Here is a 26,748-nt window from a genome sequence, read left to right on the forward strand (position 1 = left end):
ATATTTGGCCCACGCTCATTTTTTAGGTGAAAGTCGAGTGGTGTGATCCGAGAGCTGCTAGCCTTCAGACATGTTTTCGAGCTTCAAACTGGCGGCTTCCCAGTTTGATTCCGTTTCGCCGATTTTTTGATTGGTCTCATCAAGTTGAGTTTGCAGATCCTGTAGTTTACCTAAGTCGTTAAAAACATCCGGCTTGGTCATCTCAGTCTCAATTGTATCTTTTTCTTTTGTTAAACGATCCAGTTGTTCTTCGAGCGACGCCACTTCTCTTTCAAGCTTGCGGTGCTCTTTTTGAACTTGTTTATTGATGACGTAATTCTTCTTGTCTGTGGTTTGCTCCGGTTCGGATTGTGACTGTTCCGGGGCATTTTTCTGGGCATCATGTTCCTTAATCGCAAGTTGCTCGGCTTTTTTATCGACGTAATAATCGTAATTTCCTAAATACAGCGTTGTGCCTTGACGGGACAGTTCGACCACAGACGTGGCAATCTTATTGATGAAGTAGCGGTCATGGGAAACAAACAAAATTGTGCCGTCAAATTGATTTAACGCTTTTTCTAAAACTTCTCGGCTGTCGATGTCCAAATGATTGGTCGGTTCATCTAAAATCAGGAAATTATTGTGCTGCATTGCCAGCTTCGTCAACAGAAGCCGGGCCTTTTCACCGCCGGAAAGATCATGAACCATTTTGGCAACATCGTCACCCGAAAATAAAAAGCTGCCCAAGATGCTTCTGATGTCGCCCTCAGGCGTGGTTGGATGATCGTCCCATAGTTCACTTAAAACGGTTTTGGAATCGTGTAGGGAGGCCTGCTCTTGATCGTAGTACCCGGTATCAACACCGGTGCCAAATTGGGCTGTTCCCTTTAAAAATGGAATGATCCCCAAGATACTTTTAAGTAGCGTTGATTTTCCCACCCCGTTCGGGCCGACAATTGCAATCGCTTGGTGACGTTTCACGTCGAGATTAACCGGTTCTGAAAGAACAGTGGTGTAGCCGACCGCGGCGTTTACGACGTTTAAAACGTTGTTGCCGCTCTTGGAAGCCGGCGTAAATGAAAAACGGGCACTTTTGGCGTCACCGGTCGGCTTTTGCAGCTTGTCCATTTTTTCGAGTTGCTTTCGTCTCGCCTGAGCTTGTTTTGTCGTAGATGCCCGGACGATGTTTTTATCGACAAATGTTTGTAACTTCTGAATCTTTGCCTGTTGTTTTTCGTATTCTTTCCACTCTTGTTCGACTAGCTGGCCCTTTTTTCGGGTGTAGTCGGTATAATTCCCAGTGAAATGGTGGAGGGTCCCTTGTGACATTTCGTAGACTTCGTTCACAATCCGGTCCAGAAAATAACGGTCATGTGAAATAATCAAAAGCGCACCGCTATAATTTTGAATGTAACCTTCAAGCCAGGTGATGGTTTCAACATCCAAGTGGTTGGTCGGTTCATCTAAGATTAAGAGCTCAGGCTTTTCCAACAAGAGCTTAGCCAGCGCCAATTGGGTCTTTTGACCACCGGACAATTCGTTGATATGCCGATCGTAGTCGGGCTGCTCAAAACCAAAGCCATGGAGCACGCCGCGAATTTCAGCGTCGTAACCGTATCCGTTATGTTGTTCAAAATCGGCCCGAATATTATCATATTGTGAAGAAATCGTTTGGTAATCTTCAGAGGTCGTATCCAGATCAGGGGCACTCATTTGTGATTCTAATTCATGGAGCTTGTGTTCTTGTGCTTTTAAACCGGCAAAAACCGATGCCATCTCATCATAGATGCTTTTATCGGAGTCCAAACCAGTATCCTGGGCAAGGTAGCCAATCGTCAGATTCTTTTTGGTGACAATTTGGCCGCTGTCAACGGATTGTTCACCGATTATCATTTTGACCAGGGTCGACTTGCCGGCACCGTTTCGGCCGACCAAGGCAATGCGACTTTTTTCTTGAATGGCCAAGTTAACTTTTGAAAAAATTGTTTCGCCATTGAAACGTTTACTGAGATCCTGTACTTGTAAGATTATCAAGCGTTTGGCCACCTTTCGTTTTGTAACTTACATCATATAATTCTATCATAATTTTCAATGCTTCAGTAATTTTTTGTAAGTATTATTTGAAATATATTTCACAAGATGTCGAGATATGGTAGAATAAGTTGTAAATAGGAATTCACAAAGTTATATGATCAAAATACAAATAGGAGGAAATTTTCTTGACAGCTGAAAATATTCCACGCGCAACCGCTAAACGATTGCCCATTTATTACAGATACTTAAATATATTACACGATACAGGCAAGCAACGAATTTCGTCTACCGAATTAGCTGAGGCGGTGCAGGTTGATTCAGCTACAATCCGCCGGGACTTTTCGTACTTTGGTGCTTTGGGCAAACGAGGTTACGGTTACGATGTCGACAATTTGCTTTCATTTTTCAAGCAGATTTTGAATCAGGAGCATCTGACCAACGTTGCCTTGATCGGGGTTGGGAACTTGGGCCACGCCTTGTTGAACTTTAATTTTCACAAGGATGGCAACGTTCGAATTTCCGCTGCATTTGATACCGATGATGAAATTGTCAACACGATTGAAGACGGCGTTCCGGTTTATCCAATTGATGAATTGGCGCATCAACTTCACGATCAACAAATTAAAGTGATTATTTTGACCGTTCCATCAAGCGTTGCCCAATCGATTGCCGACGATGCCGTTGCCGGTGGGGTGAAGGGAATTTTGAACTTTACGCCGATCAGATTGTCAGTGCCTGATGATGTGTTAGTCCAAAATGTCGATTTAACCAACGAATTACAAACTTTGATTTATTTTATTGAAAATTTCAGTAAGTAACAGCTTAATGAATAGATGTTATTGGCCGGACCAAAAGTGTCAACTTTTGGCTCGGCTTTTTTGAATGACTTCAGTTCTGCGATTAAAACGCCTTTGTCACAAGGTTTTTCTGTTACGTCAATTTGTGAAAGCCGGCCTAGTCAATACTAAAATCTTGAAAAATATGTAGAAATCCTTGCAATTGGTCTGAAAAAATAATATATTATAAACAGTGATTAGCACTTTTAACATACGAGTGCTAATGATGCTAAAAAATGTTGTAAATGGAGGGACTAACGTGTTAAAACCATTAGGAGATCGCGTCATTATCGAAACAGAAAAAGAAGAAGAAAAATCAGTGGGCGGCATTGTTCTTGCTGATAATGCAAAGAAAAAGCCACAAGCTGGTACCGTCGTTGCCGTGGGTGATGGCCGCGTTTTGGATAACGGCCAAAAAGTAGCGCCAGTTGTTAAGAAGGGCGACCGGGTTATGTTTGATAAGTACGCCGGAACCGAGATCGAGGACAACGATCAGTCCTACCTGGTTCTGCATGAAAAAGACATCGTTGCAGTTATCGAGTAAGTTCATTTTACCAAGATAATTGTGCGTTAGTGAATGATTTGAATCGAATAACAATTTAAAAATAATCAAAAATACTTTTTTGAGGTGAAATTTTAAAATGGCTAAACAAGTAAAGTTTTCTGAAGATGCTCGTGGCGCAATGCTTCGAGGCGTTGATAAATTAGCAGATACAGTTAAGGCAACAATTGGACCAAAGGGTCGAAACGTTGTTTTGGAACAAAGTGCAGGAACACCAACCATTACCAATGATGGTGTCACAATTGCCAAGTCAATTGAATTGCCTGATCATTTTGAAAACATGGGTGCCAAGTTGGTTTCTGAAGTTGCTTCAAAGACCAATGATGTTGCCGGTGATGGAACCACCACTGCAACTGTTTTAACACAAGCAATCGTCAATGAAGGTATGAAGAACGTGACTGCCGGTGCCAACCCAGTTGGTATTCGTCGCGGGATTGAAAAAGCAACCAAGGCTGCCGTTGATGCCCTTCACAAGATGTCACACGATGTTAAGACCAAGGATGATATTGCACAAATTGCATCAATTTCATCTGCCAACACTGAAGTTGGTAAGTTGATTGCCGACGCAATGGAAAAGGTTGGCCATGATGGTGTCATTACCATTGAAGAATCACGTGGTGTTGATACCAGCTTGGACGTTGTTGAAGGAATGCAATTCGACCGTGGCTACATGTCACAATACATGGTAACCGACAACGACAAGATGGAAGCTAACTTGGACAATCCATACATCTTGGTAACTGATAAGAAGATCACCAACATTCAAGACATTTTGCCATTGCTGCAAAAGATTGTTGAACAAGGTCGTTCACTTCTGATTATTGCCGATGACATTGGTGGCGAAGCATTGCCAACACTTGTTTTGAACAAGATGCGTGGAACCTTCAACGTTGTTGCTGTTAAGGCCCCTGGCTTTGGTGACCGTCGTAAGGATCAATTACAAGATATCGCCATTTTGACTGGTGCAACCTTGATCACCGATGACCTTGGCTTGAACTTGAAGGACGCAACCCTTGAACAATTAGGTCAAGCTAACAAGGTTAACGTTACGAAGGATTCAACTACCATCGTTGACGGTTCAGGTTCAAATGATGAAATTGCCAACCGTGTTGCTGAAATTAAGACACAAATCGAAAAGACGACTTCAGACTTTGACCGTGACAAGTTAAAGGAACGTTTAGCTAAGTTATCAGGTGGGGTTGCCGTTGTTCGTGTTGGTGCCGCAACTGAAACTGAATTGAAGGAAAAGAAGTATCGGATTGAAGATGCTTTGAACGCTACCCGTGCGGCCGTTGAAGAAGGCTTCGTACCCGGTGGTGGAACTGCCTTGATTAACGTCATTCCAGAAATCGCCAAGTTGGATGCCGAAGCTGGCGGTGATGAAGAAACTGGTATCAGAATCGTCCTTCGTGCCCTCGAAGAGCCAGTTCGTCAAATCGCTGAAAATGCCGGTGTTGAAGGCTCTGTCATCGTTGAAAAGCTCAAGGATGAAAAGCCTGGAATCGGCTATAACGCTGCTAACGGCAAATTTGAAGATATGATTGACGATGGAATCGTTGATCCTACCAAGGTTACCCGTTCAGCACTTCAAAATGCCGCATCCGTTTCTGCTTTGTTGTTGACAACGGAAGCTGTTGTTGCCGACGAACCTAAGCCGGACACACCAGCTGCTCCAATGCCACAACCAGGAATGGGCATGTAATTTAGCATAAAATAACCATTTATGATTAAAGTATTGTAAAATAAGCATCAGTCCTAATGAGGATTGGTGCTTATTTTGAATCAAAATTTGTCTGGTAAATGTCATATTTTTTGGCTTTCAAATGAGTTTCAGTTCTAAACTCATTTGGGCGTACATATCAAGACTTGTTTTTAATCTCAAGAAGGACTATCATTTTATGGTTCACAAGAATGGTAGATTATTGAAAAAGGAGTAACTATTTATGTGGCGATATCTTAAACGGCTGTTAATTGGGAAGCCGTTAAAAACCACTGATGAAGGTGGTCAATCCTTAACCAAATTTAAGGCACTGGCATTACTGTCTTCCGATGCGCTCTCGTCAGTTGCATATGGTACTGAGCAGATTACAACCATTTTGATTACGCTGTCTGCAGCAGCGTTGATGTACCAAATTTGGGTTGCCGCACTTGTGTTGGTATTATTGGCTGCAATTACGTTGTCATACCAACAAATTATTCATGCTTATCCGTCTGGTGGAGGTGCTTACGTTGTTGCCAGCACCAATTGGGGACAGCAGGCCGGACTGGTTGCCGGCGGGTCACTACTGGTTGACTATATGTTGACCGTTGCCGTTTCAACCACATCTGCGACCGAGGCGATTACCTCGGCTATCCCGTCATTGTATTCGCACCAAGTCTTGATTTCCTGTCTTATTGTTGTTGCTATTATGTTGCTTAATCTTCGGGGAATTCGAGAATCCGCTTCATTTTTGACGCTGCCTGTTTATTTATTTATCATCATGATCATTGGGATGATCGTATACGGTGGCTACAATATCGTCACTGGCAACATTGCCTATCACGCGGCTGCGCATATTGGTGCGCCCGTTGAAGGGATGACGTTGGTGCTGTTCTTTAGGGCTTTCTCATCCGGTTCTTCATCATTGACCGGTGTTGAAGCGATTAGTAATGCTGTTCCTAACTTCAACAAACCAAAGAGCAAGAACGCCTCTGCAACATTGGCGATCATGGCCACCATCTTAGCTTGCTTCTTTGGTGGGATTACATTTCTTAGTTACTACATGGGGATTGTGCCTAACAGTCATGAAACGGTTCTTTCACAAATTGGTGTGAATGTGTTTGGCCACGGCATTGTTTACTATATTCTTCAGCTGTCCACCGCGATGATTTTGGCAGTCGCTGCCAATACCGGATTTTCAGCCTTTCCAATTTTGGCGTATAATTTAGCGAAGGATAAGTTCTTGCCCCACGCTTACTTGGATAAAGGGGACCGGTTGGGTTACTCCAACGGTATTATCTCCTTGGCAATTGGTGCGATGGTCTTGATTGGCATTTTTGGTGGTCGGACGAACTCACTGATTCCACTTTATGCGGTCGGTGTTTTCATTCCATTTACGCTGTCGCAATCAGGGATGATTATTCATTGGTATCGAAACCGAGGGAAAAATTGGCAAATCAAATCAGTGATCAACTTTATTGGGGCCTTTATTTCCTTAGCTTTGGTTACTTGTTTGTTCCTGTTAAGATTCCCCAATGTTTGGCCTTATCTAATCGTAATGCCGATTTTGTTACAAATTTTCTACAAGATTCACCATCACTATGTTCGAGTTGCTGAGCAGCTCCGGGTGGTCGAAGACGAAACTGAGATTACTGCTACCCATCATTTTGATGGGGCGACTGTGATTGTACTGGTTAGCGGGGTGACCCGGGTGACGGCGAATGCTATCAGCTATGCCCAGTCAATTGGTGATTACGTTATCGCAATGCACGTCTCGTTTGATTCCAATCCCGAGAAGGAACATAAGACCTCTGAGCAATTTAAGAAGGAATTCCCAGACGTCCGATTCGTGGATATCCATTCGTCTTATCGATCCATCGCCCAACCAACCTTACGATTCTGTGATGTGATTGCTAAGCGTGCGGCTGATCGGAATTATTCAACCACGGTCTTGGTACCACAATTCGTGCCTCGTCACCGTTGGGAGAACGTCTTGCATAACCAAACCAGTCTACGCTTGCGAACGATTTTAAATTCAAGACAAAATATTATTATTTCAACTTATAACTACCACCTGCGTGAGTAGTTGGGATTAAAGCCTGCGGGGACATACCGCTCATACTTTGAGAGCTGTTATTTGGTGCCCGATTCAGTTGAGTTACATTCAGGCTAAAAAGGGAGTGTGCCAAAAGGCGGGTTATGCTACGGAAGCGGCCTTTTGGCACACGTTCTGGCTATATAAAATTGAAAAAGCAAGGGGCTGTTGGCAAAACGTTAGTTTTGTCACAGCCCCTTAGTTTGTACGTGGGCTTTCCAGTATCCCCATTAATCGCTCATAAGCGCGCTTTAGTCGCTTTTGGTCAAGGGGTGTTGCCCATGTTGCCTTCTTAGGTTACATCGCCCTGTAAGACGGTTCAATTCCCTTATGAAGGTGAGGGGAATTTTGTGAAAAATAAAAAGGCTGCTCAAATGAGCAACCTTTTTATTTGAAATAATTAATGAACAATTCCCATTAAGTTAGCAAATGTTGGAACAACAATATCAACAACAATTGAAATGATAACAACGGCGATAGCGGCCATCGCACCAGATACAGAACTCAATTGAATGGCCTTTGCTGAACCAACCGTGTGTCCGGCAGTACCTAATCCAAGACCTTGGCCAATAGGTTCAGTCAAGTGGAAGATCTTGATCAGCCATGTTGCCAAAGCGTAAATCAAGACGGCATTGAGGATACATGCCATGGCAGTGATAGCAGGAGTACCTCCGATAGCACCAGAGATAGGCATTGCAATAGCTGTCGTAGCAGCTTGTGGAAGCATTGAAGCGATTCCGTTGTTGTCCAAACCAAGGAGTTTTGAAACACCGTAGATAATGAACAGTGAAATGAACAATCCAATAATTAATGATAGCAGAATTTCAAGCCAGAATCGTTTAACAATATCGTTACGCTTGTACAGAGGAACGGCAAACGCAATTGTTGCTGGGTTTAAGAACCAGAAGATGATATCTCCACCTGGTTTGTATGCGTTGGTGTAGAACCAAGTAACATCGACGCCAAACATCTTAGCCATCAACCAGAGAATAAAGATTCCTAATACCATACCAACAAACAGTGGTTGGAATAAGAAGAATCCCTTACCAATCTTGAACAGCCATTGGCCAAACAAGAAAACAACAAGTGACAAGCAGATACCAAAAATTGGTGTCCCTAGATACGTAATAATGGTTGTTTGCGTAGCAGACATATATATTCACCCTTTCCTTTATTTTTTGTCAACCGTTTCACTGACGGAAATATCGCCGTGGAAAACAGTCTTTCGGATCCAAATGAAGAATGATGTGGTGTAAGCAATAACGACAAGTAAGACAACCGTTGAAATAATAATAGCAACAATAAGCTGTACACCTTGAGCCTTCATAATATCAAGTGATGCGGTTAATTGAATTCCTGACGGTACGAACAGAAATGCAATCATTCCGATCATAAAGGTTGCAAATTTATCAACCCATTCAACCTTAACAATGTGGAAAGTTAAGAGAAGATAAAGTAGAACTAACCCAATAACTGGTGTTGGGACTGGAAATGTTGGTGGAAACAATGGTGAAATTAAACTGGAAACAAACAATACGCCGGCGAAGATACCCATTTGAACTAAGATTGGGGCATCCTTTGTTTCGGCTTGTGTAGTATTTGATTTGTCAGCCATAGTAAAAAACTCCTTCCGTTTGTGAATTATAAAATAATTAAAGCTGTTGTCTTACAACTCCTAGTATAAATGTTTTTGTGAAGGATGACAATTGAAAACGCTAGCAATTTTGTGAAATGTGAAAATTGACACAATTGGGCCGGTGTAATTAAATAAGTAAGCTTATTCAGATTGTGAAAAAGTAGAACCTTGTTTTTATGATTTGTCATTTGTATAATTGAATTAATATTGATTTGGAAGGAAATAAGTGAGGTTACAGTTTTGAAATTCGAGATCATTGTGTCACTATTTGCTACCATGATTATTTCTGCAGTCCTAACCCCATTTATCCGGAAACTTGCTTTTGCTGTTGGTGCTGAAGATCGGCCAAACAAACGACGAGTGAATAAAATTCCAATGCCAACGATTGGTGGGTTGGCCATTTTTATTGCCTACACCTTTACAACCATGATTCTTTTGCGCGGACAATTTCCGACGAAGGTCCTCTGGGGGATATACGGTGGTGAGACAATTATTATTTTGACGGGGATTATTGACGATATTTTTGTTTTGAAGCCCCGTCAAAAGGTCCTTGGGATTTCGATCGCGGCTCTGTGGGTTTATTTTACTGCCGGCGTTAAAATGACCAGCATTACGTTGCCGTTTATCACGATTCACCTCGGTTGGATGAGCCTACCCATTACTTGGATTTGGATTTTGGCAATTACCAATGCCGTCAATTTGATTGATGGGTTGGATGGGTTGGCCACCGGGGTTGCGATTATTGCTTTGACGACTATGGGAATTACCGCCATGTTCTTCTTGAATGTCGGCAATATTTTCGTCGCCATCATGATTTTCACGCTGGTTGCGGCTTGTATCGGCTTTCTGCCATACAACTTCTTCCCGGCACGCATTTATCTTGGTGATACCGGCGCCTTGTTTATTGGCTTTATGATGTCTGTTTTCTCACTGTTCGGTCTAAAAAACGCCACTTTCATTACATTATTGATTCCTGTTATGATTTTGGGCGTTCCGATTACCGATACGGTTTTTGCCATTTTCAGGCGACTTTTAAACAAGGAACCGATCACGCATGCTGATAAACGTCATCTGCACCACCGACTCATGCAAATTGGCCTGACACATCGTCAAACCGTTTTGGTGATTTACGGGATTGCGTTGATTTTTTCGTTTATCTCATTGTTATACCCAATCTCAACGTTGTGGGGATCAATTCTGCTGACGGTTGCGGTTTTAATCGGATTGGAGCTGTTTGTTGAAACCATCGGTCTGGTGGGTGAGGACCGCCAGCCCTTGTTAAACGGCATCAAGAAGCTTGTTAAGGATACGACGAGTAAAAATAATCATTAAAACTTAAAAAGCTGCGTAGACAAGTTGTATTTTGTCTACGCAGTTTTTTGTTCTCAATCAAAAATTGATTTTAGTTAATTGGTCGAGATAAGCAGTTCGTTTTGAATTTTTAGAAGTAGAGATACCTCCGAAATTCACCCATTTAGATTTTTTGATGCCCAGTTGTCGTAATGTTTGGCGAATAAAAATTCTGTTGATCCCATTTCCACAAAAGAAGCGAAAATAAAACGTTGGTGAAGTCGATGTTGTCAGCACATACGCCTGTTTAATATTGGTTAGGTTCCCCTTAACGCCCGTTTTAGTCACAGTGTGTGATAAACCCGGGCCTTCCTTCATGACTTTATCAATAAAACCTTTCAACATTCCTGGAATGCTGTTCCACCAAATTGGTGTTACGAAAATAAGCTTATCTGCTTTTTGTAAATCTTCCAGATATTTTAACACGTGGGGATCGTGGGATTTTCCGTCGTGAAACAAGCGGAGCTCTTCTTCATTGTATGTAGGATTGAATGCTTCTTTATAAAGATCAATCATTGTCCAATCTGTATGATGTAGCTCAAGATTATTGATGACCGATTCCACGATAGCGTGATTAAAACTTTTTTCGTATGGGTGGCAATAAATAATTAATGTGTTTGACATTTCATTTTTCTCCAATCAATTGAGTAGCAGCTGTCAATAATAAATGGCGGTCGTATTTAACGGCGCCCCTTGAAATAAGTGAGCCATAACCTTGAATAAATGCCCAAACCTTGACGAATAATTCATTTTCCGTTTGAGAGAGATCACGCTGCTTAACAAGCTTTGCGATAATGTGGTGAGTGAGTTTTAGTAACTCAAACGTATCAATATTCGATTCAATTAAGTAAACAGGAATGATGCTTGGATTAAATAATAAAAAGTCTGTAAGATTTGGATCGGATTCTATTTCAGAAATGATGAATTCGCCCAGAGTAACTAACTCGTCCAGTGCATCTCCTTGTACTTGCGATAGTTGTCGTTCGGCATTCTCAGAAAATCTTTTCGAAACAATTTCTGCCACATTTTCAAACAAATTATTTTTGCTTGAGAAATGTTTATAAAACGATCCAGTGGTTAAGTTTAATTGTGAAAGTAATTTTCGAAGTGATATTGTTTGGTAACCATTTTCCTTAATCTCACGGATAGTTGTAGACAGAATAAGGTTCTTGGTCTGATTTGTTTTTCCAGCGATAGTTGAAACCTCCTTTATAAAAATAAGATAACATCGTTATCCTATTGATGTAAATAAAAAGTGTGAACCTAGTAATCATCACACTTTCAGAGCGTTTGACTTAATTAAAATCAAATTTTATACCAGCACTTGTTATCTTTCATCTTGCTGTCGAGCCTCTCTTGAGTAGGGGACTTCAAAAATTTTGTACGGCCCCTTGTCGTAAGTAAATTGATCACTCAGTAAATTTGTAATCGCCGAAATAAGCGCATTGAAATGATCATCACTGACCGCGATGACAACCTGTATTTGATCGGTGTATTGGGTGTCTTCGATCGGAATGGCTTCGTTTTCAAGAAAATATTTTAATTTGTCGAATTGATTATAGTCGATGGTCAGTGTCAGCTGCTGCTTGTTGACAAGTTTGACAATCCCCAGCTGATCGATGGTGGTTGAAGTCGCGTTGCTGTACGCACGGATAAGGCCACCGGCGCCCAATTTAATGCCGCCAAAATATCGGGTAACGACAGCTAAAACGTTGTGCAGTTCGTTTTTCTTTAAAACCTCTAAGATTGGCACTCCGGCAGTCCCTGAAGGCTCGCCGTTATCACTTTCGCGCTGAATATGATCATCGTCTCCCAGCATGTAAGCGTAGCAGTTATGGTTCGCCTTGGAATTTTCCTTGGTGACTTGTTCAATCAATTGTTTTGCCTGGTCCTCGCTTTGAATTCTTACCATCGTGCAGATAAAGCGGGACTTTTTAATTTCAATTTCATGGGAGCCGTTTTTTTTAATTGTTAAAGATTCTTTTTTCAAAAGTATTCCTCCATACATCTCGTATTTAAATAGTGAGGTGTTTTTCTATGATTAATGATATATCAGAGTTGTTTGGACGCCAAATGCCGATGTCGATGCTTGGTGAAACACTTAATCATCATCCAGGCGTCAAGACACGGGCGGCCATCCAAACAGACCACGGCATTGCCTGTTGTCGTTGCGGCAGTCGTTTGAAGCGAAGACTAGCAGCGCTTCCCAACAATCAGTATTACTGCTACGTTTGTATTCAAATGGGGCGAATAGATACGCTGCAGCAGTTGGCCTTTGCGCCGGAACCCAATGAATTTCCGCGTATCAGCCAACCACTGACTTGGCAGGGAAAATTAACGAAACTGCAGGCTGAATGTGCACAAACGGTGATTGATGTCTTTAAGAATCGTCGGCGACACTTGTTATGGGCAGTCACGGGTGCCGGGAAAACGGAAATGTTATTTAAAGGCATTAACTGGGCCGTTGAAAATGGCTTGCGTGTCGGCATCGCTTCACCGCGAGTTGATGTTTGTATTGAATTATTTCCACGGATTCAAGTCGCTTTTGAAAAGGTATCTTGTGTATTGCTACATGGCAAAAGTGAGCAACCCTATGTTTACAGCCAGATAACGGTTTGTACCACTCACCAATTATTACGATTCTACCATGCATTTGATGTCTTGATTATTGATGAAGTTGACGTGTTTCCGTATTCCGGAAATGCAATGCTTCATTTTGCCGTGGCCAACGCCATCAAACCGACCGGCGCAACCTTATATTTAACAGCAACCCCTGACCAAAATCTGTTTCGAGCGATTAAGCAAAATAAATTGACCGTCAGTTACCTGCCAATTCGTTACCATGGTCACCTGTTGCCCGAGATAGCAGTGATCCGAACTAAACGATTAGCAACTTTGATCAATGATGGCCAGTTACCAAAAAACATTCTAAACAAGATTCAAGCGTTAATTGATGCCAAGCAGCGCTTTTTACTCTTTGTACCACACATTAAAGATTTGAAACATGTTTTTGACGCCCTCAAAGCCACTAAAATGGCGGCCAAATTTGAAACGGTTTATTCAGCGGATCCTCAGCGGATTGAAAAGGTCGCCTTAATGCGCAACCATCAATTGGACTTTTTGATTACCACCACGATTTTGGAACGGGGCGTGACTTTTCCGGGGATTGACGTAATTGTGCTGAAGGCTGACGACGATATTTTTTCGGCGGCGGCGCTGGTTCAAATTGCAGGGCGAGTTGGGAGAAACAGCGATCGGCCGACTGGGGAAGTGCTATTTTATTGTGAATCAAAGACTGCCAACATCAAGTCCTGTGATCGCCAGATTAAATTAATGAATCAAAAGGCGGCAGCGCTATGAAACATTGTTTATTATGCGGTGAAATAATTCGAGACAACATTTCATTTGGCGAGTTGATTTCCCTGAGGCCGATTTCCAGTCATACGGTTTGTCATGCCTGTCGATCCGGGTTTAATCGATTATCAATGCCCACCTGCGATGGGTGCGGTCGAAAGTTAGTTTCCCAAATGACAAACCCATGTCAAGATTGTATCCGGTGGCGCGACAGCGGACTTCCAAACCTGACCAACCAAGCCTTGTTCGAATACAACGCAGCAATGAAGGATTTTATGAAACGATATAAGTTCAATGGCGATTATCGGCTGAGATATGTTTTTGTGTCGGAACTGCGGTTGGCTTTAGCGCATACCAAGCGACTCATCGTTCCAATCCCGGTGAGCCAAGGCACCTTGGCAACCCGTGGATTTAATCAGGTTACCGGGTTGCTCGACCGGACGCACTACCATGAAGTACTCAAGGTAACACAAGATCAAAAATTAATCCGACAATCCGAAAAAAATCGTCGGCAACGATTAGACTTGATTCAACCATTTGAATTATTAAAATTACAGAAAAATTTGATAAAAGATACCCCGGTGTTAATAGTCGACGACGTCTACACAACCGGCACGACTATCAGGCACGCAGCGGCTTTGCTGTACCAAGCCGGAGCGACGGATGTTAAAGGATTGACTTTGGCCCGTTAAAGAAATCCAAACCCAATGATTGTTAAAATGCGAACTTTCAATTATACTAAAGTTGTAGCCAGTAATGAAAGTGATTTCATTAGTGGACCATTAAGCCTTTAATGGTGAAGGGAGAGAACGCTATGCTAATTTTTAACATTCGTGGTGAAAACATTGAGGTAACCCAAGCGATCCGGGATTACGTTGAAAAACGGATCAGCAAGCTGGAGAAGTACTTTGAAAAGGACGTGAAAAATACCGCTCACGTTAATTTGAAGGTTTATCCAGATAAGCAAGCAAAAGTTGAGGTAACCATTCCTTTGCCATACTTAACTTTGAGAGCCGAAGAAATGTCTAACGATTTGTATGCAAGTGTTGATCTGGTAACAGATAAGCTCGAACGTCAAATTCGTAAGTACAAGACCAAGGTTAACCGCAAATCTCGTGAAAAAGGATTCAAGAACCTTGAATTTGCACCAGCCGAAGACGTTAGCGCAGATACAGATGATGAATCCAAATTCCAAGTTGTTCGGACAAAGCAATTAGCTTTGAAGCCAATGGACAACGAGGAAGCCATTCTTCAAATGGACATGTTGGGCCATGACTTCTTCATCTACGAAGATGCAGAAACTTCAGGCATTAACATTGTTTACCGTCGTAATGATGGCCGTTATGGCTTGATTGAGACCGGCGAAGAATAATTATTTACGATACTAGCGGGCATTTAAATGTTTGCGTAAAGTTGGGGATGAATTGCAGGTCGATTCGTTCCCAACTTTTTTGTTTTCGAACCATGAATCACGGCTAAATTGTGCGTCAAACCTTTCATATCCGGGCAAAATGTATTATCATGGTTAAATGCCGCTGATACATTGTTTTTTTGTTTTCATAAGCGACCTAAAATGTTACACTAATTAAGTATGCAGTCAACAAATACTATTATAAATTTGAAAAGTATTTTAATTTAGAAGGGAATTTACTAATGGCTAATGTTTTAAAGAAATGGGTTGAAAGTGATACGCGCGAACTCAAACGACTCAGCAAAATTGCTGACAAAGTCGGTTCGTACGCAGAAGAATACCGCCAACTCAGCGATGAAGAACTACAAGCCAAGACGCCGGCATTAAAGGAACGTTATCAAAAGGGTGAAACCTTGGATGACCTGCTTCCAGAAGCATTTGCCGTTGCCCGTGAAGGTGCAAAACGGGTCTTGGGCCTTTATCCATTCCACGTTCAGATCATGGGTGGAATTGTTCTTCATGAAGGAAATATCGCAGAAATGAAGACTGGTGAAGGTAAGACTTTAACTGCCACGATGCCGGTTTATTTAAATGCACTTGCTGGAAAAGGAGTTCACGTTGTCACGGTTAACGAGTACCTTTCTCAACGTGATGCGACTGAAATGGGCGAGTTGTATAACTGGCTTGGCCTAACGGTTGGGGTTAACACAACCGAAAAAGATGCCGATGAGAAGCGTGAAGCATACGCTGCCGACATCACTTATTCAACCAACGGCGAAATCGGGTTTGATTATTTGCGTGACAACATGGTTGCCTACAAAGAGCAAATGGTTCAACGGCCACTTAACTTTGCGATCGTCGATGAAGTTGACTCCATCTTAATTGATGAAGCCAGAACACCATTGATCATTTCTGGTCAGTCGAGCGGAACATCCGATCTTTACCAACGAACAGATCGGTTTGCCAAAACCCTTCACGAAGGCGACGACTTTAAGCTTGACCTGGAAACCAAGACAGTTTCATTAACTGATCAAGGAATTGAAAAAGCTGAGAAGTACTTTAACTTAAAGAACCTTTACGATACTGACAACACGGCTTTGACCCACCATTTGGATCAGGCTTTGCGTGCCAACTTTATCATGCTCCGTGATAAGGATTACGTGGTTTCCGATGATGAAGTTAAGATTGTTGACTCATTTACCGGACGAATCATGGAAGGCCGTCGATTCTCAGATGGTCTTCATCAAGCCCTTGAAGCAAAAGAAGGGGTTACGATTAACGAGGAAAGTAAGACAATGGCAACCATTACTTACCAAAACCTCTTCCGGATGTATAAGAAGCTTGCTGGTATGACTGGTACTGCCAAGACTGAAGCAGAAGAATTCCGTGAGATTTACAACATGGAAGTTATTTCTGTTCCAACCAACAAGCCGGTTGTCCGGGTTGATCATCCAGATGTATTGTACCCAACGCTGGAATCAAAATTCGAAGCTGTTGTGAACAAGATTAAAGAACTCCATACCAAGGGCCAACCAATGCTGGTCGGGACTGTTGCGGTTGAAACTTCTGAATACTTGTCACACCGACTTGACGAAGAAAAGATTCCTCACGTTGTTTTGAATGCCAAGAACCATGCCAAGGAAGCTGAAATTGTTGCCAATGCCGGCCAACGTGGTGCCGTAACCATTGCCACCAACATGGCTGGTCGTGGAACGGATATCAAATTAGGACCAGGTGTCGTTGAACTCGGCGGACTTGCCGTTATTGGTACTGAACGTCATGAGTCTCGTCGTATTGATAATCAGCTTCGTGGCCGTTCTGGTCGTCAGGGTGATCCAGGTTTGTCACAATTCTACCTGTCACTTGAAGATGATTTGATGCGTCGATTTGGTTCTGAAAAGATCAAGAACTTCTTGGAGCATCTTAACGTTGAAGGCGAAGACGCCGTTATTCGTTCAAAGATGATTACCAAACAAGTTGAATCGGCTCAAAAGCGGGTTGAAGGAAATAACTACGATTCACGAAAGAACGTTTTGCAATACGATGATGTTATGAGACAACAACGTGAAGTTATTTACGGTGAGCGTCGCGAAGTCATTGATGAACAAAAGGATCTGAAGTGGGTTATTATGCCAATGATTCAACGGACAATTAACCGAATCGTTGACCTTCATACGCAAGGCGAAAAAGAAGATTGGGATCTTCAAACAATTTTGGACTTCGCCATTAGTGCCATGGTCAGCCCCGATCAAATTTCACTCGAAGATTTCCAAGGCAAATCAGCTGATGAAATCAAGAGCATGTTAATGGACTTGGCCAACAACGAGTACAAGGAAAAGCAGGAACAACTTTATGATGCCTCACAAATGCTAGAATTCGAAAAAGTTGTCATTCTGCGAGTTGTTGATTCCCACTGGACTGATCACATTGATATCATGGATCAATTGCGTCAATCAATCGGTCTTCGTGGTTATGGTCAACAAAACCCACTTGTTGAGTACCAACGAGAAGGTTACAAAATGTTCGAAGAAATGATTGCCGACATCGAATACGACGCAACCCGTCTGTTCATGAAAGCTGAAATTCGTCAAAATATGCAACGTTAATAGTATGACGCAGAAGAATCCGACAATTACGATGATTGTTTGGATTCTTTCTTTGAATCTGGAGAAATAAGAGGGATTAATATGACGTTTGAATTAAGTGAAGCAAAAAATCAAATCGCAGATATGCAAAAAGCCATCGATGGTTTTAGGGGGTCGCTTTGACTTCGATGCGTTGAGTGAAACAATTGCGATCAACGAATCAAAAATGGCGGAACCCGGATTTTGGGACGACCAGGAAGCTGCCCAAAAATTAATTGATGAGACCAATCAATTGAAGTCCAAACGAGATAACTTTATGTCGCTCAAAAACCAATTGGACGATCTCAAAGTTACCTTAGAGTTAATCAGCGAGGATCCCGATTCCGGAATGGAAGGGGAATTTGAAACTAACGAACAGACGTTGAAGAAACAACTGGACCGCTACCAATTAAATCTGTTATTGAACGGTAAGTACGATCACAACAACGCCATTTTGGAAATCCACCCTGGTGCAGGTGGAACCGAAGCTCAAGATTGGGCATCAATGTTGCTGCGGATGTACACCCGTTGGGGAGAGGCCCACGGCTTTAAAGTCGAAACCTTGGACTATCAGGTCGGAGATGTCGCGGGTCTCAACAGTGTTTCAATTTTGATTAGCGGCGAAAACGCCTATGGTTATTTGCGGTCTGAGAAGGGAATTCATCGATTGGTTCGGTTATCGCCCTTTGATTCAGCCGGAAGACGACACACTTCCTTTGCTTCCGTCGATGTGATGCCGGAACTCGATGACGATGTGTCGATTAAGATCAACCCGGACGATTTAAAGATTGACGTTTACCGCTCGTCCGGTGCCGGTGGGCAACACGTCAACAAAACTTCTTCAGCGGTTCGGATCACCCATATTCCAACTGGAATTGTGACGGCCAGCCAGGCCCAGCGATCACAGCTTCAAAACCGGCAAACCGCCATGAATATGTTGAAATCCAAGTTATATGAACTTGAAGAAGAAAAGAAAGCTGAAGAAAAGGCAAAAATCGAAGGCGAACAAAAAGACATTGGTTGGGGATCACAAATTCGGTCCTACGTTTTTCATCCCTACTCAATGGTCAAAGATCACCGGACAAATTATGAAACCGCCAATGTCGACGGCGTGATGGACGGCGATCTCGATCCCTTTATCACGGCTTATTTGCAATGGCAGTTGAGCAAAACAAATCCGGAATAAGTCCGTCGGGGCTGGAGCAAGACCAATGTTGGTTTGGCATCAGCCCTTTTGATTTGCAATCTCTTAGACGACGATTCCGGGCGGTGTTTCTGCGAAGTTTCTTAAAACACCGTTAAATAAATGATATACTAGCTTTATAATTATTGGTGAGGACAAGACATAATGAAAATTTTAATTGCACTTGGGTTTTATGTGATTCAGCCAGCATTGTGGATCGGGGTTATTCGCAGCTACCTGATTTATCGAAATCGGCTGAAAAAAGAACGCGCGATTTTCAATTCAGCGATTTATGAGGACTTTTATGAGGGGCGGCATTTTGTTCGCAGCTTAATCATTTTTGGTGTCCTGGGATCAATTATTTTGGGCGGTTTTTTAAGCATTTCTCTTCCGTGGTTGATTGTCTATGAAGCGTTGATGGCTCTTTTCCTACTGGTCATTCCGTGGTGGCTGTTGCCGGTCACAATTGCAGGAATTTCCAGTGTGGTGACTCTGCTTTTACCGACACTGCCTCAACTGGCGCCAATTTTCAAATGGTTTAACCAACTCGGCATTCGGTCAGCATCAGTGAATCCGATTAACCTGTTAATTATATTTGTGGTGGTCATTGGTTTAACCGCCGTCTTCATTCACCTTAATGGTGGAAAATTTGATTCGCCAACACTGGTTCGCAATCAGCGGAACAATAAGATTGCGATATACAAGTTTAATGAGCTCAGTATTTTTCCGTTCCTGCTGTTTGTTCCTGGTGACTGGTTTCACACCAGTTTTCCATTTATGCCGCTATTTCAAATCGGTGATCACGCCTATGCGGTGCTACTGGTTCCCATCTTATTGGGACTGAAATTTTCCGTTCGTCATAGTGTGCCGCGAGAATTGTTTCTTAAATTGAGCAAATCAATGTATCTTCTAGTGGGTGTCGGAGTCGTGCTGGCCATCGTGAGCTACTTTGTTCCAACAGCTGTTTTGCCATCAATCATTGTCTTGTGGCTGGGATATTACTTAACCTTGATGCTTGCAAAACGCCGTGACCATCAGCAAAGCTTTGAATACAGCGAGGTGATGAACGGTATCCGGGTGATTGGCATTCAACCCGAGACCCCCGCGGCAAAAATGGATCTCAAGGTTGGCGATGTCATTTTGGAAGTCAACGGGATTAAAGTTGCAAATGATGATGAATTTTACCGTGCCTTGAGTACCAATTCAACCTACTGCCGATTTAAAGTCCTTGACCGGAACGACCAGTTAAAAATGACCGAATCGGCAATCTTTAAGAATTCTCCCCACGAAATTGGGGTCAAAACGTATACGCAACTTAGTAATTAGGAGGCCTACCGTGAAAAAGGTACTTGTAGTTGATGACGAACCGGCAATCGTAACGCTATTGGAATATAACCTTAAACAAGCAAACTTTGAAGTCCAAAGTGCAACTAACGGTGTTGACGCACTTTCAATGGCGGAAAATGGCGACTTCGACATTGTCCTGTTAGATTTGATGTTGCCACAACTCAGTGGAGAACAAGTTTTAAAACAGCTTCGAATGGATCGCAACGACACACCGGTCATCTTGTTGACAGCCAAAGACACCGAATTCGATAAGGTCTTTGGCTTGGAAATGGGGGCGGATGATTACATTCCAAAGCCATTTAGCCCCAGAGAAGTGATTGCCCGAATGAACGCCGTCTTGCGGCGATACGAGAAAAGCAATTCTGATAGTAGTTCCAATCAACCCGCTAACAAGGGTGAGGTCGAAACAACCGGACCATTTACGATCGACCATAAAAAGTATCGCGTCAGTACCGGCGATCATAATTTGAAGTTGACACCAAAAGAGTTTGAATTGATGCAGTATCTGGTTGGCCATGAAAATCAAGTGCTGAGCCGCGAGCAATTGCTTCAAGGCGTTTGGGGATTTGATTATTCCGGACAAAGTCGAATGGTCGATATTCAAATTGCCCACCTGCGAGAAAAAATCGAACCTGATCCTAAGAAGCCTAAATACCTAAAAACAGTTCGCGGCTTCGGCTATGAATTTTCAACTGGTGATGACGATGAGTAAACTTGCAAAACAAACGTTAATTGTCTTTTTATTAAGCATTGCCACTTTGGCCATGCTTTTTTATGGCTTTACAAATAAATCGACTGGCTGGCTTGTTTTAGCCCTGATAGCCGCTTTTGTCCTGCTCATCGCCAGCTTGGTATTAGTGCTCCAGTACCGGAAGCACGACAAATTACTCAAACAATTGATGGTTATGACGGAAAATATTGTCGACCATCAGCCAGCAGTGCCATTGTTTGTGGAGCCGGGAAATTCATTAAAGGGAATTGCCGATCAGCTAAACGAGCTTCAAAGCCGCCAGCAAGACGAGGGAAAGACCATCAGCAATAGTAACGCCGAATTGATCACAATCTTATCCAGCTTACCGGTTGGTGTGATGGTGATCGATTCCACCCATGACGTTATTTTTGCGAACCACGAAATGGGGAAAATTCTTGAACGTAACATTTTGACCCAGGTTCACCCGTACACCCAAGACATTCGCAATTATCAATTATTGTCACTGGTGGAAAGCGTATTTGAAAATCACAAATCTCAGCACGTTGAGGTTCAAAGCGTTACCGGGGAGTCGGTGACTTGGGATACAAGCATTATTTTTAACCAGCTGGACAAGGACTTTCATATTTTGGTGATCATGTATGACATTTCAGATATTATTAACGTGAAGCAAATGCAAATCGACTTTTTGCGAAATGCCAGCCATGAATTAAAAACGCCGATTACCGCCATCTCGGGATTTACCAAAACCCTGTTATCCGGTGCAATGGATGACAAAAAGAGTCTGGTTGAATTTCTAAAAATTATTGACCAGCAAAGTGATCAGTTAGCCTCACTGGTCCAAGATGTTTTGACGATTTCACACATCCAAAATGGGACAAATTATGTTTATAAGCCATTGGCCCTCCACGACTTTGTCAATTCAGAATTAAAATCTTATGATTCGATGCTTGCCAACAATCATTTAACGATTCATAATCAAATTCCTGAGCACGTTGAAGTGAACACAGATACGACGATTTTAACCCGGATTTTACGAAACCTGGTTAGTAACGCCATCAAGTACAACCAGCCGAATGGGGAGATCACCATTTCTTATGATGATAATGACAGTTATTGGCAGTTGATTGTTTCGGATACCGGAATCGGAATTGCCCAAAAAGATATTTCCAGGTTGTTCGAACGTTTTTACCGTGCCGACGATTCCAGAACCAAACAAAAGGTCAGCGGCACCGGCCTTGGATTATCGATTGTTAAAGAAATGGTTGACGCGATTGGCGGGACGATTCACGTTAAAAGTCAGCGGGGTGTGGGCTCAACATTCACCGTTGAATTTCCACTTGTTGACGAGGACAGTCAAACCGATTCTGAAAATCAATAAAGTTATTTCACTTTGACAGGATATTTACAATTAACAAAGACTGGGATACAGGTTATTTAGATCCCAGAATTCAAATCAATACCGTGATGATCCCAGACGCTGGGGTGGTCACGGCTTTTTTGTTTTCACCGTCTTTTGATTTGAAATAAAACAACCCCCTGACACATTTACATAACTTTTACATTCGCCAAGTCAAATATTTACATTGATTGATTACAATATTAATTGAAGATCTAGGAGGAATTGGAATGCGAAAACGGACACTCTTAAAATTAGGACTTTGTTTGATCATCATTGTTGCCGGCATTGGCGCGTACAATGCCCGAAGCAAGACGTCAACCAACCAGCAATCAATTACGGCGGTTGGTTCAACCGCTCTACAGCCGTTAGTTGAAGCCGCAAGTGAACAGTATTCGGCTGATCACGCCGGCATCTTTATTAACGTTCAGGGTGGCGGTTCCGGAACCGGACTCAGCCAAATTGAAACCGGGGCCGTTCAGATGGGAAATTCTGATTTGTTTGCCGAAGAAAAGGCGGGAATCAACCCCAAAGGTTTGGTTGACCACAAAATTGCCGTTGTGGGCGTTGCACCCATTACCAACGATCAAGTTGGCATTAAGAATTTAACAACCAAACAATTAATTGCCATTTTTACCGGTAAAATTACCAATTGGCGCCAGCTCGGCGGACCCAACCTGCCCGTGACATTGATTAACCGATCGCAGGGAAGTGGGACTCGGGTAACGTTCGAGCAATTCGGGCTGGCCGGTCATGAAAGTGCGACTGCCCAGGAACAGGATTCTTCAGGAACGGTTCGGCAAATTGTTTCCTCAACGCCTGGGGCGATCAGCTACGTTTCTTTCGGCTATATTAATAAAAGTGTCCAGCCAATTTCAATTAACGGCGTTCAACCAACTGAAAACAATGTGAAAAATAACAAATGGAAAATTTGGTCATATGAGCACATTTATACCCGTGGGAAACCGACTGGGTTAACCAAAAAATTCCTGACCTACTTAAAGAACGATCATATTCAAACAACCCTGTTCAACAAGTTGGGGTACATCTCCGTTAAGGATATGCAATACCAACGTTCGTGGCAGGGTAAAATTTCGAAGGGATCGGGGGAATAACTGTGCAAAATGAAAAATTAGCCAAGCAATTAATGAAAAAATCCAAGACGGCCCGTTATGAGCGCTTTGGCCACTTGCTGAGCCTATCTGCACTGCTCTTGATTATGGCGATTGTTTTGGGAATCATTGTCTTTGTTGCCAGCAAGGGGCTTTCCACCTTTTCTCGGGATAATGTGAGTGTCAAAGAATTCTTTACCGGCACGATTTGGAACCCGGGCACCAAGACGCCGAGCGGCCAGCAAGCCGTTGGTGCGTTACCCATGATTGTCGGCTCGTTTTTGGTCACGTTACTCGCGGCTGCTTTAGCGACACCGTTTGCGATTGGAACCGCCGTTTACATGACCGAAATTTCACCGAAGCGGGGTGCGAAAATTCTTCAGCCGGTAACTGAGCTGTTGGTTGGAATTCCTTCCGTTGTTTACGGATTTATCGGCTTGTCAGTGGTCGTCCCGTTTGTTCGAAGCACTTTTGGCGGCAGTGGCTTCGGAATTCTTTCAGGGACCTTCGTTCTTTTCGTGATGATTTTACCAACGATTGTCTCGATGACCGTCGATTCACTTAAAGGGGTTCCCAAGTATTACCGTCAAGCGTCTCTGGCCTTAGGAGCAACGAGGTGGCAGACAATTTGGAAAGTCGTTTTAAGAGCGGCAACACCAGGCATCTTGACTGCCGTCGTCTTTGGGATGGCCCGGGCATTCGGTGAAGCACTGGCCGTTCAAATGGTTATCGGAAATGCTGCCCTGATGCCACACAACCTGACGTCACCAGCATCGACATTAACCTCGGTGTTAACCGCTGGGATGGGGAATACGGTGATGGGATCGCTGCAAAATGACGCGCTTTGGTCATTGGCACTGGTCCTCCTGGTCATGTCACTATTCTTCAACTTGTTGGTTCACATGATTGGCCGGAAAGGGGCGTTTAAAAAATGAATCGATCACAGAAGCAAAGTAAAATTGCCATTACCGGCTTAAAGCTGATTGCAGGATTTGTGGTGCTGATCTTAGCGTTTCTGATTGGCTACATTTTTATCACTGGCCTGCCACATGTCAGTTGGCATTTTCTGACATCTCCTGCCAAAGCCTTTAATGCCGGCGGTGGGATCGGCGTTCAACTCTTTAATTCGTTTTATCTCCTGGTATTAGCGATGTTGATTTCTTTACCGATTGCCCTGTTGGCGGCTATTTATTTGAATGAATACGCCAAAGATAACTGGTTTACGTCAATGATTAAGACGTCGATTGAAATTTTGAGTTCGCTTCCGTCCGTTGTCGTTGGGCTGTTTGGCTTTTTGCTTTTCGTTGTTCAGTTCAACTATGGGTTTTCAATTCTCTCAGGGGCCTTGACGCTGACGATTTTCAACTTACCGTTATTAACCCGAAACATCGAAGATTCACTTTCAAACGTTTCCGATGACCAACGTCAAGGCGGCCTCGGGCTTGGACTTTCAAAGTACGAAACCATTATTCACATCGTCGTCCCAGCGTCGCTTCCCGGCATCATTAGTGGAGTAATCCTATGTTCCGGTCGGGTTTTCGGTGAGGCTGCCGCTTTAATTTATACCGCGGGACAAAGTGCACCGGCACTGAATTTCGGTGATTGGAACCCGTTTAACATCGACAGTCCGTTGAGCCCGCTTAGGCCGGCTGAGACTTTGGCAGTTCATATTTGGAAGATTAATTCAGAAGGGATTATGCCGGATCTGACCCAGGTTTCTTCCGGTGCCGCAGCCGTTTTGGTGTTGGCAATTCTAATTTTTAATCTGTCGGCTCGTTTTATTGGTCGAAAAGTCTTTGAACGAATGACATCAGTCAAGTAGGTGAATGAAAATGCAAAATACAACTGAATTAAATGATAAACCGAAACGCTTCATTTACCATTTTAATCCCGAAGAAACTGAAATTACCATGCAAACCCGGGACTTAGAAATTCTGTATGGAAAAACATTGGCAATGCACAACGCGGATATTCAATTTCAAAAAAATACGATTACGGCACTGATTGGCCCGTCCGGTTCCGGTAAGTCAACCTTTTTGCGGGCGCTGAACCGGATGAACGATGGGGTGGCAACGGTGAAAGGACAGATTCTTTACCAGGGCGTTAACATCAACCAACCAAAAATTGACGTTTACGAAGTCCGTCGTCGGATCGGAATGGTATTTCAACGACCCAATCCATTTGCCAAGTCAATTTACGATAACGTGACCTTTGCCCTTCAGCGGCGCGGGATTCATGATAAAAAAGTGTTGGATGAAGTCGTTGAAAAGACATTAAAGCAGGCTGCTGTTTGGGATCAGGTCAAAGATTCCTTGAACAAAAGTGCGCTTTCGCTTTCCGGTGGTCAAGCACAGCGGGTATGTATCGCCCGGGCGCTCGCCGTTCAACCGGACGTTTTATTGCTCGATGAGCCTGCCAGTGCCTTAGACCCGGTTTCAACCCAACAGTTGGAAGCAACCCTGCGGGAACTGAAAAAGGACTATACAATTATCATCGTGACTCACAACATGCAGCAGGCAGCTCGTTTAAGCGACTACACGGTCTTCTTCAATATGGGAGAGGCAATTGAGTATAATAAGACGAGAAAGGTCTTCACGCGGCCTAAGGTTCAGATGACGGATGACTATGTTTCAGGTAACTTTGGCTAGGAGGAACGACATGTCAGAACCAATTATTTCATCAGAAAACTTGGATTTATTCTATGGCGATTTTCAAGCGCTTCACGGCGTTAATTTAGACTTTGAGCCAAATCAAATTTCAGCTTTAATTGGGCCATCCGGATGTGGAAAGTCAACTTTTTTAAGGTGTCTTAACCGGATGAATGATATGATTGATGGCGTGACCATTACCGGAACGGTCAAGTTTCATGACAAAAATATTTACTCGCCCCAGACTAATCTGGTAGAATTGAGAAAATCTATTGGGATGGTGTTCCAACAACCCAACCCGTTTCCTTTTTCAGTCTATGACAATATCACTTATGGGCTGCGAATTGCCGGCATTAGAGACAAGCAAAAACTTGACGAGATCGTTGAACGCAGCTTGAAGCAGGCCGCCGTTTGGGATGAAGTCAAGGACAACTTGTATGACAACGCCCTGTCGTTTTCCGGCGGTCAACAGCAGCGAATTTGTATCGCCAGAGTGTTAGCGACCTCACCATCGGTCATTTTAATGGATGAGCCGACCAGTGCTTTGGATCCAATTTCCAGTGCCAAGATTGAAAATACTTTGCTTGAATTAAAAAAAGATTATACAATTATTATTGTGACGCACAACCTGCAGCAAGCTTCCCGAATCTCTGATAAAACAGCGTTCTTCATGGAAGGCAGAGTTGTTGAATACGATATGACCACTAAGATGTTCGTAAATCCTGACCAAAAACAGACTGAGGATTATGTAAGCGGACGATTCGGATAGG

Annotated in this window: 24 protein-coding genes and 1 pseudogene; 18 read left to right on the plus strand and 7 right to left on the minus strand. The window is 43.1% G+C overall.

Features of this window, described 5'->3' with window-relative positions; all coding sequences use genetic code 11:
• Positions 1-57: 57 nt before the first annotated feature.
• The gene (abc-f, locus tag FC51_RS06600; protein WP_171031871.1) at positions 58-2,013 is read right to left on the minus strand and encodes a ribosomal protection-like ABC-F family protein; all 1,956 of its coding nucleotides are present in this window, start codon (positions 2,011-2,013) and stop codon (positions 58-60) included.
• Between the two features lie 185 nt (positions 2,014-2,198).
• Between abc-f and FC51_RS06605 the strand changes: the two genes are divergently transcribed.
• From FC51_RS06605 to FC51_RS06620, 4 genes are all read left to right on the plus strand, one after another.
• Positions 2,199-2,831: a redox-sensing transcriptional repressor Rex gene (locus tag FC51_RS06605; RefSeq protein ID WP_057910269.1), complete on the plus strand. Its 633-nt coding sequence runs from the start codon at positions 2,199-2,201 to the stop codon at positions 2,829-2,831.
• A 277-nt stretch (positions 2,832-3,108) separates the two neighbouring features.
• Entirely contained in the window at positions 3,109-3,393 is a 285-nt protein-coding gene (gene groES, locus FC51_RS06610; protein ID WP_171031872.1) for a co-chaperone GroES, read from the plus strand.
• A gap of 97 nt (positions 3,394-3,490) precedes the next feature.
• Complete coding sequence (groL, locus tag FC51_RS06615; RefSeq protein ID WP_057910267.1) at positions 3,491-5,113, plus strand: chaperonin GroEL; 1,623 nt, start codon at positions 3,491-3,493, stop codon at positions 5,111-5,113.
• A gap of 241 nt (positions 5,114-5,354) precedes the next feature.
• Positions 5,355-7,196: an APC family permease gene (locus FC51_RS06620; RefSeq protein ID WP_057910266.1), complete on the plus strand. Its 1,842-nt coding sequence runs from the start codon at positions 5,355-5,357 to the stop codon at positions 7,194-7,196.
• Between the two features lie 409 nt (positions 7,197-7,605).
• Here the strand turns inward: FC51_RS06620 and lrgB are convergent, their stop codons facing one another.
• Together lrgB and FC51_RS06630 are read right to left on the minus strand one after the other, a co-directional pair.
• Complete coding sequence (gene lrgB, locus FC51_RS06625; RefSeq protein WP_057910265.1) at positions 7,606-8,358, minus strand: antiholin-like protein LrgB; 753 nt, start codon at positions 8,356-8,358, stop codon at positions 7,606-7,608.
• An 18-nt stretch (positions 8,359-8,376) separates the two neighbouring features.
• Positions 8,377-8,820 (minus strand): CidA/LrgA family protein, encoded by a 444-nt coding sequence (locus FC51_RS06630; protein WP_057910264.1) that lies wholly within the window; start codon positions 8,818-8,820, stop codon positions 8,377-8,379.
• A 261-nt stretch (positions 8,821-9,081) separates the two neighbouring features.
• Here FC51_RS06630 and FC51_RS06635 point away from each other — a divergent pair, with 261 nt between their 5' ends.
• Positions 9,082-10,173 carry a glycosyltransferase family 4 protein gene (locus FC51_RS06635; RefSeq protein ID WP_057910263.1) on the plus strand — a complete coding sequence of 364 codons (1,092 nt, stop codon included), beginning with the start codon at positions 9,082-9,084 and terminating at the stop codon, positions 10,171-10,173.
• Positions 10,174-10,230: 57 nt separating this feature from the next.
• Here the strand turns inward: FC51_RS06635 and FC51_RS06640 are convergent, their stop codons facing one another.
• From FC51_RS06640 to FC51_RS06650, 4 genes and pseudogenes are all read right to left on the minus strand, one after another.
• Complete coding sequence (locus tag FC51_RS06640) at positions 10,231-10,815, minus strand: NAD(P)H-dependent oxidoreductase (RefSeq protein WP_057910262.1); 585 nt, start codon at positions 10,813-10,815, stop codon at positions 10,231-10,233.
• A gap of 1 nt (position 10,816) precedes the next feature.
• The gene (locus tag FC51_RS06645; RefSeq protein WP_225363643.1) at positions 10,817-11,215 is read right to left on the minus strand and encodes a TetR/AcrR family transcriptional regulator; all 399 of its coding nucleotides are present in this window, start codon (positions 11,213-11,215) and stop codon (positions 10,817-10,819) included.
• Positions 11,216-11,227: 12 nt separating this feature from the next.
• Positions 11,228-11,410 (minus strand): annotated as a pseudogene (locus FC51_RS12635) (TetR/AcrR family transcriptional regulator); the annotation flags it as partial.
• A 108-nt stretch (positions 11,411-11,518) separates the two neighbouring features.
• Entirely contained in the window at positions 11,519-12,181 is a 663-nt protein-coding gene (locus FC51_RS06650; RefSeq protein WP_057910260.1) for a YigZ family protein, read from the minus strand.
• 47 nt (positions 12,182-12,228) lie between these two features.
• On the opposite strand from FC51_RS06650, the gene FC51_RS06655 reads away from it, so the two are divergent.
• The 13 genes from FC51_RS06655 to pstB (FC51_RS06715) all read left to right on the plus strand — a co-directional run bounded on the left by FC51_RS06655 (position 12,229) and on the right by pstB (FC51_RS06715) (position 26,747).
• The gene (locus FC51_RS06655) at positions 12,229-13,551 is read left to right on the plus strand and encodes an ATP-dependent helicase ComFA (RefSeq protein ID WP_057910259.1); all 1,323 of its coding nucleotides are present in this window, start codon (positions 12,229-12,231) and stop codon (positions 13,549-13,551) included.
• Between the two features lie 269 nt (positions 13,552-13,820).
• Complete coding sequence (locus FC51_RS12540; RefSeq protein ID WP_225355066.1) at positions 13,821-14,237, plus strand: ComF family protein; 417 nt, start codon at positions 13,821-13,823, stop codon at positions 14,235-14,237.
• A 122-nt stretch (positions 14,238-14,359) separates the two neighbouring features.
• Positions 14,360-14,917 (plus strand): ribosome hibernation-promoting factor, HPF/YfiA family, encoded by a 558-nt coding sequence (hpf, locus tag FC51_RS06665; protein WP_057910257.1) that lies wholly within the window; start codon positions 14,360-14,362, stop codon positions 14,915-14,917.
• Between the two features lie 281 nt (positions 14,918-15,198).
• Entirely contained in the window at positions 15,199-17,562 is a 2,364-nt protein-coding gene (secA, locus tag FC51_RS06670) for a preprotein translocase subunit SecA (RefSeq protein WP_057910256.1), read from the plus strand.
• Between the two features lie 81 nt (positions 17,563-17,643).
• A protein-coding gene (gene prfB, locus FC51_RS06675) for a peptide chain release factor 2 (protein WP_099046977.1) occupies positions 17,644-18,766 on the plus strand; the annotation gives its coding sequence in 2 pieces (ribosomal slippage) (positions 17,644-17,721 and positions 17,723-18,766; 1,122 coding nt in all).
• Positions 18,767-18,928: 162 nt separating this feature from the next.
• A complete protein-coding gene (locus FC51_RS06680; RefSeq protein WP_057910255.1) occupies positions 18,929-20,089 on the plus strand; it encodes a PDZ domain-containing protein in 1,161 nt (386 codons plus the stop codon).
• 10 nt (positions 20,090-20,099) lie between these two features.
• Complete coding sequence (locus FC51_RS06685) at positions 20,100-20,822, plus strand: response regulator transcription factor (RefSeq protein ID WP_057910254.1); 723 nt, start codon at positions 20,100-20,102, stop codon at positions 20,820-20,822.
• On the plus strand, positions 20,809-22,200 hold the full coding sequence (locus FC51_RS06690; protein WP_057910334.1) for a sensor histidine kinase: 1,392 nt from the start codon (positions 20,809-20,811) through the stop codon (positions 22,198-22,200). The genes FC51_RS06685 and FC51_RS06690 overlap by 14 nt, the downstream gene beginning before the upstream one ends.
• Positions 22,201-22,448: 248 nt before the next feature.
• Complete coding sequence (locus tag FC51_RS06695; protein ID WP_057910253.1) at positions 22,449-23,333, plus strand: phosphate ABC transporter substrate-binding protein PstS family protein; 885 nt, start codon at positions 22,449-22,451, stop codon at positions 23,331-23,333.
• Positions 23,334-23,365: 32 nt separating this feature from the next.
• Positions 23,366-24,265, plus strand: a complete 900-nt coding sequence (gene pstC, locus FC51_RS06700; RefSeq protein ID WP_057910333.1) for a phosphate ABC transporter permease subunit PstC — start codon at positions 23,366-23,368, stop codon at positions 24,263-24,265.
• Complete coding sequence (pstA, locus tag FC51_RS06705) at positions 24,262-25,152, plus strand: phosphate ABC transporter permease PstA (protein ID WP_057910252.1); 891 nt, start codon at positions 24,262-24,264, stop codon at positions 25,150-25,152. The genes pstC and pstA overlap by 4 nt, the downstream gene beginning before the upstream one ends.
• Positions 25,153-25,162: 10 nt before the next feature.
• Positions 25,163-25,978 (plus strand): phosphate ABC transporter ATP-binding protein PstB, encoded by an 816-nt coding sequence (gene pstB, locus FC51_RS06710; protein ID WP_057910251.1) that lies wholly within the window; start codon positions 25,163-25,165, stop codon positions 25,976-25,978.
• Between the two features lie 10 nt (positions 25,979-25,988).
• Positions 25,989-26,747, plus strand: a complete 759-nt coding sequence (pstB, locus tag FC51_RS06715; RefSeq protein WP_057910250.1) for a phosphate ABC transporter ATP-binding protein PstB — start codon at positions 25,989-25,991, stop codon at positions 26,745-26,747.
• Position 26,748: the final 1 nt, after the last annotated feature.

The sequence above is a fragment of the Lentilactobacillus parabuchneri DSM 5707 = NBRC 107865 genome, assembly GCF_001435315.1.
Classification (GTDB): domain Bacteria; phylum Bacillota; class Bacilli; order Lactobacillales; family Lactobacillaceae; genus Lentilactobacillus; species Lentilactobacillus parabuchneri.